Source organism: Paenibacillus sp. QJM3NY_38 (genome assembly GCF_056173265.1).
The window spans coordinates 605,100-619,408 of the sequence record NZ_CM149665.1 but is presented as its reverse complement, the minus strand read 5'-3'; the positions used below and the strand labels follow the sequence as shown (position 1 = coordinate 619,408).

At 51.8% G+C, this 14,309-nt stretch carries 15 protein-coding genes; 4 read left to right on the top strand and 11 right to left on the bottom strand.

Annotated features, from left to right (window positions below):
* Nucleotides 1-102: 102 nt before the first annotated feature.
* The 9 genes from sdaAA to AC0VZ8_RS02705 form a co-directional block, all read right to left on the bottom strand.
* Nucleotides 103-1,035 (bottom strand): L-serine ammonia-lyase, iron-sulfur-dependent, subunit alpha, encoded by a 933-nt coding sequence (gene sdaAA / locus AC0VZ8_RS02745; RefSeq protein ID WP_071222254.1) that lies wholly within the window; start codon nucleotides 1,033-1,035, stop codon nucleotides 103-105.
* Nucleotides 1,032-1,715: an L-serine ammonia-lyase, iron-sulfur-dependent subunit beta gene (sdaAB, locus tag AC0VZ8_RS02740; RefSeq protein ID WP_071222255.1), complete on the bottom strand. Its 684-nt coding sequence runs from the start codon at nucleotides 1,713-1,715 to the stop codon at nucleotides 1,032-1,034. Before sdaAB ends, sdaAA begins: the two co-directional genes overlap by 4 nt.
* A gap of 39 nt (nucleotides 1,716-1,754) precedes the next feature.
* Nucleotides 1,755-2,837, bottom strand: a complete 1,083-nt coding sequence (locus AC0VZ8_RS02735) for a dihydrodipicolinate synthase family protein (protein WP_475485984.1) — start codon at nucleotides 2,835-2,837, stop codon at nucleotides 1,755-1,757.
* Complete coding sequence (locus AC0VZ8_RS02730; protein WP_071222257.1) at nucleotides 2,837-3,853, bottom strand: NAD-dependent epimerase/dehydratase family protein; 1,017 nt, start codon at nucleotides 3,851-3,853, stop codon at nucleotides 2,837-2,839. The genes AC0VZ8_RS02735 and AC0VZ8_RS02730 overlap by 1 nt, the downstream gene beginning before the upstream one ends.
* Before the next feature lie 187 nt (nucleotides 3,854-4,040).
* Nucleotides 4,041-4,175 (bottom strand): hypothetical protein, encoded by a 135-nt coding sequence (locus AC0VZ8_RS02725; RefSeq protein WP_256720511.1) that lies wholly within the window; start codon nucleotides 4,173-4,175, stop codon nucleotides 4,041-4,043.
* Nucleotides 4,176-4,306: 131 nt separating this feature from the next.
* Entirely contained in the window at nucleotides 4,307-5,401 is a 1,095-nt protein-coding gene (locus AC0VZ8_RS02720; RefSeq protein ID WP_475485983.1) for a DUF4349 domain-containing protein, read from the bottom strand.
* Nucleotides 5,402-5,571: 170 nt separating this feature from the next.
* A complete protein-coding gene (locus AC0VZ8_RS02715; protein ID WP_475485982.1) occupies nucleotides 5,572-6,903 on the bottom strand; it encodes a hypothetical protein in 1,332 nt (443 codons plus the stop codon).
* Between the two features lie 168 nt (nucleotides 6,904-7,071).
* Nucleotides 7,072-7,674 (bottom strand): DUF421 domain-containing protein, encoded by a 603-nt coding sequence (locus AC0VZ8_RS02710; protein ID WP_475485981.1) that lies wholly within the window; start codon nucleotides 7,672-7,674, stop codon nucleotides 7,072-7,074.
* 310 nt (nucleotides 7,675-7,984) lie between these two features.
* A complete protein-coding gene (locus AC0VZ8_RS02705) occupies nucleotides 7,985-8,437 on the bottom strand; it encodes an SRPBCC family protein (protein WP_475485980.1) in 453 nt (150 codons plus the stop codon).
* Between the two features lie 222 nt (nucleotides 8,438-8,659).
* Here AC0VZ8_RS02705 and AC0VZ8_RS02700 point away from each other — a divergent pair, with 222 nt between their 5' ends.
* Nucleotides 8,660-9,460: a DUF6597 domain-containing transcriptional factor gene (locus AC0VZ8_RS02700; protein ID WP_475485979.1), complete on the top strand. Its 801-nt coding sequence runs from the start codon at nucleotides 8,660-8,662 to the stop codon at nucleotides 9,458-9,460.
* A gap of 18 nt (nucleotides 9,461-9,478) precedes the next feature.
* Nucleotides 9,479-9,937, top strand: coding sequence for an SAM-dependent methyltransferase (locus tag AC0VZ8_RS02695; protein WP_194540653.1), 459 nt, complete (start codon nucleotides 9,479-9,481; stop codon nucleotides 9,935-9,937).
* A 107-nt stretch (nucleotides 9,938-10,044) separates the two neighbouring features.
* Here the strand turns inward: AC0VZ8_RS02695 and AC0VZ8_RS02690 are convergent, their stop codons facing one another.
* Together AC0VZ8_RS02690 and AC0VZ8_RS02685 are read right to left on the bottom strand one after the other, a co-directional pair.
* Complete coding sequence (locus AC0VZ8_RS02690; protein WP_071222264.1) at nucleotides 10,045-11,661, bottom strand: Na/Pi cotransporter family protein; 1,617 nt, start codon at nucleotides 11,659-11,661, stop codon at nucleotides 10,045-10,047.
* A gap of 106 nt (nucleotides 11,662-11,767) precedes the next feature.
* Entirely contained in the window at nucleotides 11,768-13,384 is a 1,617-nt protein-coding gene (locus tag AC0VZ8_RS02685; RefSeq protein WP_235613216.1) for an ATP-binding protein, read from the bottom strand.
* Between the two features lie 245 nt (nucleotides 13,385-13,629).
* On the opposite strand from AC0VZ8_RS02685, the gene AC0VZ8_RS02680 reads away from it, so the two are divergent.
* Both AC0VZ8_RS02680 and AC0VZ8_RS02675 read left to right on the top strand, forming a co-directional pair.
* Nucleotides 13,630-13,821, top strand: coding sequence for a hypothetical protein (locus AC0VZ8_RS02680; RefSeq protein WP_475485978.1), 192 nt, complete (start codon nucleotides 13,630-13,632; stop codon nucleotides 13,819-13,821).
* Between the two features lie 9 nt (nucleotides 13,822-13,830).
* Complete coding sequence (locus tag AC0VZ8_RS02675; protein WP_475485977.1) at nucleotides 13,831-14,241, top strand: hypothetical protein; 411 nt, start codon at nucleotides 13,831-13,833, stop codon at nucleotides 14,239-14,241.
* Nucleotides 14,242-14,309: the final 68 nt, after the last annotated feature.

Sequence of the window (14,309 nt, the reverse complement as noted above, 5' to 3'; positions counted from 1 at the left end):
TTCATAACGAAATCCCTCACGGAGTATGTTAAATTTCTTCTCTTCCTCATCGTATATTAGAGAAGCTGACGCCTTAGGCGTTATAAGAAAATGGGAGTGAATTCATTCATCCGTTTCGTCTTTCTTGGCTTTGGCACCCTTCTCCCGCAATTTCTTGCCTTCCTTGCCGTACAAATCCTTCAGGATTTTTTTGCCTGTCGGCGTCTGTGCAAGTCCGCCCTTCGCCGTTTCCCTGTGCTTGGACGGCATGGCTGTGCCGACTTCCAGCATCACGTCAATCACTTCATCCGATGGAATGACACTGCGTACTCCGGCAAGCGCCATATCCGATGCCGCCAGCGCGGTCACGGCGCCGAAGCCGTTGCGCACGATGCAAGGAATCTCGACCAGTCCGCCAACCGGGTCGCAGATGAGCCCTAAGGAATTTTTCAGTGCAAGTCCAACGGCATGAACCGCTTGCTCCGGCGTACCGCCCCGCAGCTCTGTCAGAGCGCCTGCCGCCATGCCGATGGCTGAGCCCACTTCGGCTTGACAGCCGCCCTCCGCACCGGAAATAAACGAATTGTTGGCGATCACGTAGCCGATCGCGCCTGCGCTGAACAGCCCCATCACCAGATGCTCGTCTTCCCAGCCGAAGCGCTCCTGCGTGCTGACGAATACGCCGGGGATAATACCGCAGGAGCCTGCTGTCGGCGTGGCCACGATGCGCCCCATGGAGGCATTCACTTCGGACACGGACAGGGCGTAGGCCAGTGCCGTGCAAGCGTCGGTACCGAGCGCAGGCACCCCGCTGCTCATATATTGATGGACGCGCACGGCATCCCCGCCGGTCAAGCCGCTTTTGGAAGGAACGGGTTCATGGATTCCCCGGTGCACCGCTTCCTTCATGATACCGTAATAATCGGCCATTTGTTTAAATGTCTCTTCCTTACTCTTGCCGGTTTCCTTGATCTGCTCATTCAGCATCAGCTGGCCGATCGTAACCTGGTCCTCCCGGCAGCATACGATGATTTGCTCCAGCGTAGAAAACTTCATGACTGCGCCTCCTCTACTGTCAAATCCGCAACGACGACGCGATGCACGCTCGGCAGCCCTTCGATATGCTTCATCAACTCAGCCGGGACCGCTTCATCCGACTCCACCACCGTCATGGCATCGCCGCCTCTTCCCTTGCGGTCCACGTCCATATAAGCAATGTTGACGCCGCCGGCCTCCAGGAGCCGGGTGATATGCGCGACCATGCCCGGCGTATCATCATGAAAGACCAGCAGCACCGGGTAATTCATCGTAAACTTGACGTCGAAACCGTTCACGCGCAGCATTTCAACACTGCCTCCGCCAATGGAAGCGCCTGCAATGACATCGGTATGATCGCCGTCCGTTAGCCTCAGCTCCACGGTATTCGGGTGAAAGGCCACATTCTGCGCCGTTTTGAAATTAAGTTCGATGCCTGCCGCCTCCGCAAGCTCGATCGAATTCCGGATACGCATATCATCCGTGGCAAAATCGAGCAATCCGCCTACGACAGCCAGATCGGTGCCGTGGCCGCGGTAGGTTTCAGCAAAAGAACCGTAGAACACAATTTCCGCTTGATCGGGGAATGCTCCAAATATGCGCCGCGCAGCCCTTCCGATCCGCACGGCCCCAGCGGTATGAGAGCTCGACGGCCCCACCATACTGGGCCCAATAATAGAAAACACATCTTTAAACCGCATGCGCGATTCCCCACTTTCAACTATTCTGCCCTCATTGTATCAGTCCGCCAGCCAACTTTCCAAGTGCTCTTGAATAAATTCGTCATCGTTCAAATGCGGATAATCGCGGTAGACTCTGTCAATCTCTTCAGATTGCCCGGGAGACAGCGTTTCATGCGGATTCAGGCACCATGTTCCTTGCAGCAGCCCCTGCCTGCGAAGCACCTCATGGATGCCCGGAATACAGCCTGCAAACTGATGTGCGGGATCGAAAAAGGCTGCATTGGAGTCGGTAATCTCCACATTGCGTGTGAGCCACTCCTTCGCGAATCGCTCCTCTGTACGCGCCTCCTTGATTTCTTCCAGCAGCTCTACCGCTTTCTTGGTCCAGACCGCCCAATGACCGAGCAGACCGCCGACGATAGGCTTGGTGACCGGCGTCCCATCCACTTGGAATTGATACGTCGTCAGCAAATCGTTGACGATATTATCATCATTCCCCGTATAGAGCGCAATGTCATCTCTGCGGCTCGAATAACAGACGGCACGGACGACGTCAATCGTCTGATAGCGGTTGAAGGGAGCCATCTTGATTGCAACGATATTCGGAATTTCGGCGAAGGCGCGCCAAAAGTCGAAGGAGAAGATGTTGCCCCCAACCGACGGCTGAAGGTAGAACCCGATCACCGGCATCCTCTGCGCAATCGTCTCCGTGCGCCTTAGAATGTCTTCTTCACTCCAGCCGCTTAAACCGCCCATGCTGAGGAGGACGGCGTCATAGCCGAGCTTGCGGGCGATCTCCGTTTCCTCTACAGCCTGCTCCGTGGGGCCGCAGACGCCGGCCACCATAATGAACGGCCGATCTAGATCCGCCTTGCGAACCTCTTCTGCCGCAAGTCGCAGCACGGGTTCATACAAGTCGATGCCCTTGTCGCGGATCTCGAATTGGGTTGAATGAACGCCGACGGCAACACCGCCCGCACCGGATGCCGCATAATAGCGCGTTAATGCCCGCTGGCGTCGTTCGTCCAGCTTTCGGTTCTCATCCAAAGCAAGCGGGTGAGCCGGTATGACAAGCCCTTCATGCAGAGCTTTAAGCTTCTCGGGGGCTAAACGTTGAGTTGCAGGAACCTGTCCGCTCATTAGAATTTCCCCTTTCTCTCTTGGAAGTGAGTCGGCTTATTCCAGCTCTCGCCGCCCGATTGCACCCATGCTGCGGTCCAGTCCAGCATCTGCAGCAGAGTCACCTTCGGATAACCGAACAGCTGGTGGGATTTCGCAGCATTGTTCAGGAGCGCGGTCTCGGATTCCGTACCCGTAAAGGTCACTTCCTTGCCCATCCGTGCCGCCAATTCCTGTGCCGCCCAGCGGATCGACATCGTCTCCGGTCCGGTAATGTTGATAGTTTCCGGAGGAGAGCTGCAGTGCAGGAGCGAACGGAGCGCCATCTCGTTGGCATCTCCTTGCCATATGATATTCGCATGCCCCATCGCCAGGTGAATCGGCCGGTCCTCGTGGATCGATCTGGCCAGCTCATGCAGAACGCCGTACCGCATGTCGATGGCATAATTCAGGCGGTAAATCGCCATCGGCGTACCATTCTGGTGGGAGAAATATTCAAAGACGCGCTCTCTGCCGAGACAGGACTGCGCATACTCTCCGACCGGCTCCGGCGCTACCGATTCGTTGACTCCGCCGCTGCCCACCGGCGAGAACGGGTACACATTTCCTGATGAAAATACGACCATTCTGGATTGCTTAAATTTCTCGGCCACCCGGCCCGGCAAGTACGAGTTCATCGCCCATGTAAAATATTCACGGCCGGTCGTGCCGAATTTATTGCCCGCCATGTAGATCACATTTGGAGCCTCGGGCAGTTGCTGCAGTTCCCCATCGTTCAGCAGGTCGCACGAAATCGTCTGAACGCCCGCCTCCTCCAGCTCACGTCTAGCCTCCTGGTTCGAGAACCGCGATACGCCGATGATCCGTTTGCCGCCACCGCCTTCCCGAACGGCGTTGGCCGCCAGCCTTGCAAGGCTGGGACCCATTTTCCCGCCGACGCCCAGCACAAGAATATCCCCCTCCAAAGATGCCAGATCGGCAACAAGCTGTGCTGAAGGCTCCGCCAGCTTCGCTTCTAATTCTGCAACGGTTAACATGAACAATCTCCTCCTCCGATTGATGATTCTTCTTCATCATACGGCCCCAATTGATATAAAGACAAATCTTTAAATCGTCTTTAAATAGGTAGACAGACCGAGTTTAGAGGAAGTTTTTCTTGCGAGATAAAGATGCTAAGCCTCGGATGTTTATACTTTCTTATCTCTAAAAAAAAGCTCCCTGGTCTCAGGGAGCAAACGAAACGTTCAGCACGATGTGTCGAAGCACGAGGAAGGCAATGATAAAGGAGGCTGCCAGCCCCAGCATCGTGAAGATGACAATTTTCTCAACGCGGGTAAATTTGACCTTCGTTTTATTCATCACGATCACCTCGCACTCCATTATAATACATATTTGATATCCTATTCCAGAAAGGTGGTTCTGAAGATTTGCCTTGCCCTTCCTCTGGATTTTATGATCGTTCTTTGACGTATTCGAATCTGCTCCTGCCGTTACTCGTCTTTCAATCGTTTTTCCTCGTCCTTGTCGCCTTCCGGATGCCCTTGCTCAGATGTCGGTCCGTTATTGAGCAGCTTTCGTATTCGGGCTGCCTCTTCCCGTTTCCGCTGCCCCGATCTTCGCACCAGCCATAGGATGAGCAGAACGAAGGCCGCGATGACCAATAAGGGAAGCGAGCCGGAAAGGATAACGATAACCCATTGGATGATGATGGTGATCACATCGATGCTGCCCTGAAAAGCTTGGGAAACCCGCTGTCCGAGCGGCGCTTGAATGGTGGACGCTTTGGGATCATCCTTTTTTTGGGGCGACTCGTAAAGCCTGATTTCTACCGTGGAGTAAGACACGTTTTGGTCAATGTAACGCATCCGGCCTTTCATCTGCTCGATTTCGGATTGAATGCGCTCCAGCTCGTTGGCAAAAGCGACAAGATCGGTCGTTTTGGTCGCTTTTTTCATGAAGGCGACGTACTGCTCCTCCATGATTTGCTTGGCCTTGAGCCTGGATTCCAAATCGATGTATTCCTCAGTCACGTCCTGCCCTTCGATGCTTCGCTGCAAGCTTTCATGCGCTATGTTCTCCAAACGGTCTATAAAGGAGGAGAAACCGTTCGCAGGAACTTTCACAATAAACGTGCCGCCTTTTTCGCTGCTGGACTGGGTTTCGCTGAAATTAACAATATAACCGCCGGAAAGCGTCACTGTGTTCCGGACTTCCGACTGCGCTTTTCCATAGTCCTGAATCTCCATCACGATATTCGCTTTGTACATCAGCTTTTGGTTAAGGCCGCTTGACAAATCCTGCGGGTTAAACCCTGCGCCGGAAGTCTGGGCAGGCGATGGCATATTCGGAAGCTCCGCATCCGCCGATGCCGGCTCCTCGGCGCTGTTCTTGCTCTTATCCGCCGTTTCGCTTTCGGCTTTCGCCGCACCTCCATCTGTTTTGTTTGAGGATTGATCCGTCGATGTTACTTGCTTTTCGACGGGCGCGGCACCTCCGGCGCTTTTGTCTTGAGAACCCGATGAGCAGCCGCTGACTAGCAATACGATAAGCATCAAAGCAGCAATCCATGAACCCCGCTTTCCCATACTTCAACCCCCTGTAGACAAATATATTCCATTTTATCTACTAACGGTTCCATCATCTGGAAGGTTGCAGACGCGCTAAAAAAACTCTCCAAGCGGGACCATACCGGAAAGGCGCCTCCTCCGTCGCATAACGGAAGAGGCGCCAGTGTTCCCAAAGTTATTTCACAACGCTACTCCAAAAACGTGAATCTGAATATCTGCCTTGGCCTTCCCCTCGGCACCTTCTCGATTCCGGCTATCTCAACCAAGTCGTTGTCGGTCCACAATTGGAGCAGCCGATGTGCACTGCGGACGGTAATGTCCAGCAGGTAAGCGAGCTCATGGACCTTGTATTCATATTTACCCGAACGAGCACGCTGGTTCAGCAGCTTGCTCAAGTAGGCGCTCGTCATCCCTGCGTCCTCTGCCCGCTTGATCAGCCCTGCATCCGTAAAGGACAGCACCTCCTGCACAGGGTCGGACATCTCCAGCGGTCCGATCAGCGTGCCATCCTCACGCACGATAAAGCAGGCGTTGCCGCCCACCTCCTTGGATTTCCGCATCGCGATTCGCGCATTGGTTCCCGCCGTGCTGGCCGACTGGCCAAAGCCCATGCCGATGCTGAGCGAAATACCGTAGGTTTTATTTACGTCTTTAGCCAAGGGGATCGTTTTATAGCCGCCGGTTTCCCGTTCAAAGATGCCGCGTGTCGTGAAGAACAAATACTCGTCCCCGCCCAGATGGGTCAGATAGCCGTCCAGCGATTCCACATAATCGAGCACCATCCGGTGAATGTCCAGCTTCAGCTTCTGCACCTCATGCTCATTATTCCGTCTTAACGCCTGAGTTCCAAAATCATCTATATTAATCATCCCGACCACGATCTGGCCTTCCCTGCTGCGGCGGGATGCCGTAGACAGCAAAGCCCGCTCCAGCGATACCACGATATCCTGATCGGAAGGCAGCAGCCACTCATTAGGGACCCCGAGCCTCGTCAGCTCATGGGCCACCGCTTCCACACCCGTGAACGCAACGGAGCACGCGCCAGATTCATATTGTAGACGGTGAAAAGCAATCAGGTTCTCCTTCGGGGCATAAGCCGGTCCATCGTAAATGGCGGCCTGTACGGCCGGGATACCCAGATCCCTTATCGTCCGGACCACCATCGTCTCGGTTAAAGTATCCACCGATATGCCGCCAGCCAGTCTTCCCCGCTGCCCGGCATGGAACAACGCTTTATATAAACCCGCGTCCGTGACGGGGACATAATGGACAGGGATCGAGAACTGTCCGAGCTCTTTCACCTTGCGCTGGGTCAGCGGATCCGAGAGGAACAACACCTCAACCTCGCCTCCGATCCGCTCAGCCAGTGCCGGCGCTTCGCCATCATCCTGAAAAACAAGCGGTACGGGGTCAAAGGAAGGAAAGGTTTCAATGATCTTCATAATTTTATCAACGATCGTCTGGGTTCCGATAATACCGATACGAATTTGCTGGACAGAGAGTTGCCTCCGCTCCGTCATGTTTCATTCACTCCCATCTTTCCCATTGCCGGGAAGCCGCTTATCGGCAAACCGGCATGGATACCTAAATCATACCCGCTATCGGAAATTTGGCAAGTGAAAGAACCAAAAGCGAAGCAACTCCCACTTTTGGTTCTCAACCGATTCGTCATTTCATTCCAGTTCTAATTACTGCCATTTCTCCGGCACTTTCGACTGATGGCCGTTCTTGATTTCAGAGAAGAGGCTGGCAGTGGAGCTGGTCTCCGATTGAGGTGTGGCAGGGACAGGTACAATCTGGCGAATGAGCGCCATAAGCTGGTTAATATCCTCTTTTGTAGCCGGTTGCTTATGGCTCTTCAAAGAGTATCCCAGATTTCCGCTGACCTCCAGCGTAGCCCACTCCACGTCCGAAATATTGGCGATTCCCGCCTGTCTTAGCCTCATCTCCAGCTTATCCACCGTGAGTCTCAGCTTGTCGAGGTTGGCCTCATGAAGTTTGCCGTGTTCAATGACCACCACCGATTTACCGGAGATTAACGTCTCCAGCCCGTCAGCCTTATACTCGATGTACTCCATAATAACCATAGAGAGAATGAGGACGGTAGCAACCCCGATCGTAACCCAATAGCCCTGACCGCTTAGAGGCTGTACGAGCAATGAACCAATCCCGATCATAATGACAACCTGCGTAATGGTCATCTGTGAGATGGATTTCCTGCCGCCGATCCGGAATAGGATGGTTCCGGCAACAATAATTCCCACCGCCTTCAAAATCATGATCCAGCTCACCCTTGGACCTCCCTTCCTTTTTAGGTATAGAGTTTCCCTTATTGGTACAATCTATCCATCTGCTGGTACACACCGTAAATAGGCTTCTGACTGCTCAGACTCCAAACCTCCTATAAAAACACACGGTGAAGGAATTAACGACTTATACGCCTGCTGCCTGCCTCTATAAACCCCCGCAAAAAAAGAGCCATTACGGCTCTTTAATCGACTTTCTTTCTTGGGCATATAACGATTCCATACATCATGCGTACGGTACAGTCCAGCCGGATGCTTGGATGCTGTCGGCCATATGCGATTATTCACCATGTGGCTACCAGCCTAAATCCAGGGTTTCCCCCGTCTCCGCATAGGTCTTAAGAATGCTCATGGTCATCCACCAGCCGTCCGCTGCCTTGGCACGGGACGGGTGATTTGGCGTGTATTGATCATTGACGAGCGTCAGCTTGGTACAGTTCCCTACCGGCTCGAGAGTGAATGTAATCCGAGACTCCAGCTCCTCATGATTGGCATAATACGACGGCCCCGGATGCTCGGACAGACTCAGTGTCTTCTGCGGCTCATAAGCCAGAACCTTCCCATAGACATGAACCGTCTCCTCCCCGTCATTCCCCGGACCCACATAAGCATAAGGCTCCCCGACTTCAAATGAAGATCTCAGTTCGCTCCCGAAAAAGGTGGCCCGCGTACCCTCCGGCGAAATTAAGACATCCCATACCTTCTCCGGCGAAGCACCGATATAGAACTCATATTGCAACGGCTCCATGCAGCTTCCTCCTACCCTCTATAAAATGCGCAGGAAGACCGACTTGTCCTCCTGTGATATGATGATGTTATCAAGCAGCTGTGATCCAAGTATTGTAAAAATGCGACAGGCTGCAACCTATGGAATCACTTCAAATCATTTCAAGCACAAGTCCCGTATGAGGCCAGTGATCAGTGGTCTATCGATCCAGCCTGTTACGGATAATTGGAGGTGTTTATATCCATGATTCAGCATCCTCATCAGTCCAGCCTTGGCATTTTGAACATGAAAAGGGCCGGAGAGAAGTTCCAGCTCCTGCGAGTTCCCCCATCCAGCGACCTTTCCTATTTCATCAAGCATTACTGGATCATTCATTGGGATTTAACCGGCCAGGAGCCTCATCTGCAGGATGTTGTTCCTAATCCTTGCGTAAACTTGGTCGTTCAGCCTCATCGAACCGCTTTTTACGGCGTATCCAGCACCAGGCATTCCCACCGTCTGGAGGGGAGGGGCCAAGTATTCGGAATCAAGTTCAGACCCGGCGGATTCTATCCGTTCGTGAACACATCCATGGACCGTCTGACGGATTCCTCCATAGGGACCATGGAGATTCTCCGAGTCGACCCCCATGCGCTGGAACAGCAGCTATTGACCGCAGAAGAACCGGAGCAAAAAGTCAGGTACATAGAGGAGCTTATCCGCCGTGTTCTCCCCGAAGAAGACGAAGAAATCGAACGGATTCATACCATCATCGATCACATTCATCACAACCGGGACATCATCCGGGTCGAGCAGGTTAGCGAATGGTTCCAGATGAGCCCGAGATCACTTCAGCGCCTGTTCAAGCAGTACGTCGGGGTAAGCCCTAAGTGGGTGATCCGCCTGTACCGGCTGCAAAATGCCGCCGAAATGCTTGAAGGCCTTGATCAACAGGATGTACTGCAATTGGCCATGGACATGGGCTATTACGACCAGTCGCATTTTATCCGGGATTTTAAAGCGGTGATCGGTAAAACGCCGGAAGTTTATATGAAGGAACGATAACCTGAAGGAGGTTAATGCATGTATACGATACAGGCGATCGGAATGGTCCATAACGAAAGAAAGGCGATTCAGGATGATTACTGGGGGGATGTCATCTCGGAGATCAAGCTGGGCGAAGCGTGGGATGAAAGCTCCCTGGATGGGATTGAAACGTTCAGCCACCTTGAAATCATCTATGTATTCCATCTCGTCCAGGACGACAGCATCCAGTACGCGGCGAGACATCCGCGAAATAATCCGAGCTTTCCCAAGGTCGGTATCTTCGCCCAGCGGGGCAAGAACCGGCCCAACAGATTAGGAGCCACCATGGTGGAGTTGGTAAGCAGAGAGGGCAGGTCCGTTTTCGTAAAAGGGCTGGATGCCATAGACGGGACTCCCGTCGTTGATATCAAACCTGTCATGGAGGAGTTTTTGCCGAAGACGCAGACCAAGCAGCCCGAATGGGCTACGGACATTATGTCCCGTTACTGGGAATAAGGATGAAGTACTTTATCCTATAACAAACAGCGCTGGCATGCCCTGTCCCTGAGTTCTAAGGACTGGCTTGGCCAGCGCTGTTTCTATGGAATCCATATCGATTAAGCTTACTCCTCGTGCATGACGAACTGAGCGATGTTCTTACTGTGGTCTCCGACACGTTCCAAGTTGCTCAGAATATCGAGATAGACCGCTCCAGAGTTCCCTGTGCACAGATTCTGGTTCAACCGCTGGATATGACTCTTGCGGAACCTAACTTCCATCTCGTCTAATTGCCGCTCATAGTCCAGCACCTCTTGAGCCGCGGCCACGTCATTATGCTCTAACGCAGTCAGCGCCCGTTCCACTGCCTTATCAGCCAGGGATAACATTTCCTTCAACTCACGCCCGGCTTCCTCTGAGAACTCAACCTTTTTATTGATGCTGAATTCGGAGAGCTCCACGATATTTTCCGCGTGATCGCCGATCCGCTCAATATCGTTCACCAGTTGGAACCAACCGGAGGCTTTTTCGGACTCCCCTTCCGGCAATCCGTTCTGCTGCTGGATTTTCACCATATAATCCGTAATCTTCCGATTCAATTCGTTGATAAGCTCTTCCTTCTGCAGGGCGAGTTCCCCTACCCGAGATTCCTTGGTAAAAAAGAAGGTAGATGCATCATTGAGTGTCTCGCGAGCATATTGCCCCATACGCAATATTTCATGCTGGGCTTGTCCAAAAGCAACCGCCGGCGTTGCCAGTAAACGCTCATCCAGATAGATCGCCTTGAATTCAATTTCCTGCAATTTGCCCGGAATGATCTTGGTTACGAACCATGCCAGCGCCGGAATTAGAGGCAGGAAGATCAGGGCATTGGTCGTATTGAAGATGCCGTGAGCGTACGCGATTTGCATACGGATATTAACGCCTTCACCCAGCCACGCCACCAGAGAATGCACGGGAATCAGCAGAATCATGAAGATAATGGCACCGATGACGTTAAAGATGACGTGCACCAAGGCTGTTCGCTTTGCGGCGACTGTTGCGCCAATCGAAGCAAGCACTGCCGTAATGGTGGTCCCGATGTTATCGCCAAACAGGATCGGTAGCGATCCTTGCAGGCTGATCATGCCTTCGTCTGCAATCGTCTGCAATATACCAATGGTCGCGCTTGAGCTTTGCACAATCACCGTGAACAAAGTACCAACAATAAGAGCCAGGATCGGTTGGTCCTTTAGCTGGATCATAAAATCCGTGAAGGCAGGAAGCTGACTAAGCGGCTTCACCCCACTGCCCATAGTCGACAACCCCAGGAACAGGGTACCAAAGCCAAAAATCACTTGGCCAATATATTGGAATCTTTTCTTGTTAAAGAAAAATAAAAAGAACGCTCCTACCGCAATAATGGGCAGTGCATATTCTTCAATTTTGATCCCCACGATAAATGCAGTCATGGTTGTGCCAATGTTGGCGCCCATAATAACGCCTATGGCTTGTCGAAGTGTCATCAGTCCCGCATTGACCAGTCCGATCGCCATCACGGTCGTTCCTGATGAGGATTGAATCAGAATCGTGACACCGACACCGACCAGCACGCCCAGCACCGGGTTGGACGTGTATTTCTCCAGCAACCCGCGCATTTTGTCTCCTGCTGACTTCTGCAGTCCGTCCGACATATACTTGATGCCGAACAGAAAAATGCCCAAGCCGCCTACAAACTTAAATAGGATATCCTGCCAATCCAAGAAAAAAATCCTCCTTTAGATGTCAACCTCGTAGTGTGGATATAAAAACCCTCTAATAATTTAGCATAATATCACAACAAGTTACACCTATCTAAGTATCGACATATTACGAGATCGGCAGACTTATTTCGACCGATGTCCCTCGCTCTTCCTCGCTCCGGATGACAATCCGGCCATTATGGCTCTCCATGATCCGGTGGACGATCATAATGCCAAGGCCATTGCCGTCCGGCTTGGTCGTATGAAATGGCTCCCCAATCCGCTGAAGCACATCGTCCGTCATGCCGGAGCCGTTATCCGTAAAGATCACGCGTTGATATCCTTCCTGCACATCCAGATGAATGTGAATGTTCCCGCCATGCGGCAAGGCTTCCATCGCATTCTTCAGAATATTAAGAAAAACTTGCTTAATCTGGTTCCGGTCGCATAGAATCGTAGCATTCTGCCCGATGTTTCGGGTCATCTCGATCCCGCTAAGCTCCGCCTGGATCGCAAACAAGTGGAGCACCTCATCCAGAATTTGGCCGCAGTCCTCAAGCTTAAAGACCGCAGCCTGGGGCTTGCCCAAAATCATAAATTCCCCTACCATCAGATTGGCCCGTTCCAGTTCGGACATGATCAGGTCATAGTGCCGAAGACAGCCCTCCTTATTCGCCAACTGGAGCATTCCCTTCACCGTGGTGAGCGGGTTACGCACTTCATGGGCGATGCTTACGGCAACCTGACCGGCAAACACCAGCTTTTCCGTATTCCGAAGCACTTCCTCCGTACGCTTCAACTCCGTAATATCACGAAGAAAACCTACCACCCGCATGAGCTGTCCCTCACGGTCGTAAGCAGGCTGAACATCCAGTATATAGTGATTCATGTTTCCGGATATCTCAAGCGAAAGCTCTTCTCCGATGCAGATTTGCTGCCTGTGTATCACACGCTCATAGTACTCACCAATCGGTTTAATACCAAACACCGAGCGACCCACATATTGGGTTCGTCTCCTATCACTGCCCCCGTCCGGGCACAGCAGGCTTAAGCTGGTTTCGTTCATCTCCAGAATCTGACCCTTTGCATCGGTAATGATCACGCCATAATGATTTGTTCCGAGAAGCACCTGATTCAAGGTTTGCAGCTGCGTGTTCTGTTTGCGGGTAACCATCTCCCGTTCCAGGGAATCGGCCATCGTGCACAACAAAGCATGCAAATGCGGGTGAACAAACTCCCTGTTCGTCATTAGAGAGATCGTTCCTAGGATCGCCTTCCCATCCTCGCCGTAAAAGGGAGCCGAATAACATGCCATACGGTGAAGAATGTGATGAAAATGGTCCTCTCCTATCAACGTAAACGGCCGTTCGTACCGGAGACACAGATCAATTGAGCTTGGACCGTCTTCTTGGGAATAGCCGTTGCCCTCGGTGATACCCAAATACCGGGCTGTTTCTATGATGGTCGGGTCCCCTTCCATATCAAGAATGAATCCCTCGTTATCCGTAATCGTAATCACGACAGGGTTCCCTGATCCGGAAGAAAGGAACTTATTCACGAAAACCTGTATCACTTCGATGTATTCTTTATATTTTGCACGTCTTGCGGCCAATACTTCGTCATTCAATCGATTCGTATGTGTTGGAACCAGCTCCGGGTTCATCCCCTTGTCTATACACTGCTGCTTCGTTTGCCGAATGATCTCCTGATCGGTTATTTCAACACATCGATTATCCAAAACCACATACCCCTTTTTATCATACTGCCACATTATTAATGTAACCTAACGTTTATTCTATCACTTTTATCGGCAAATGGAGCCTGCCAGTAATACTTAATGCGAATGTAAACATGGCAGCTTTCATCTTAACATTTATCAAGGTATACGGGATAAGCAGATATTTGGAAACATATTCTTATATTCTCCTCCTGTTGATGTAACAAATTTACAGCAAAGATCCGTTTAGGATGTAAAGGAGATGAGAATCCATGTTCAAACCCAATATGGCTTACTTGTTCCTCATGGCCGTTCTATTTCTTGTAACAGCCTGTTCCAGCAATCAAGCTGAAGCCCCGGCCCCATCATCTGATCCTCCGACAACTGCAGTGACGGACTACAACAGTACGGCGGAAAACGTATTTTCATTATATGTAGGAGAAGACATGAGTACCGAGGATTAGGTCACGAACATGCTTGCTCAATTGGAAGGCATGGACTGGACAGAATACAACCGCCTGAGCAATGGCAAAACATTGGAGACTCTTGAGCTGCTGTATACTCACCGGTCCCATATCAAACCCGAACATTACAGGAGCCTGTTTCTGGCAACCACCAATCTGGACGGTGCCTCTGCCGAGCAATATGCTGCCATCGCAGGAGAATGGTTTACCAGGGACACGGAGGGCGTAGTTCGAGCACTCGCTGATTTGAGTGACAACGATATTAGGCAAAGCGTCATATCCAGTATTGCTTACCATCTTGGTTATCAGAATGTTGCACAGGTGAAAGAAGAGCTCGAGCAATGGCAAACGAACAAGGAGCTGGATGATCCCGAGAAGAACCACATCGCCTCTCTTATAGCCGCACTCAACAATCCATAACACCCATCACACCCTTGCTCTGCGGGTCATTTGTTGCAAATAGCTAACACGGTTTCATAAGCCTTTAT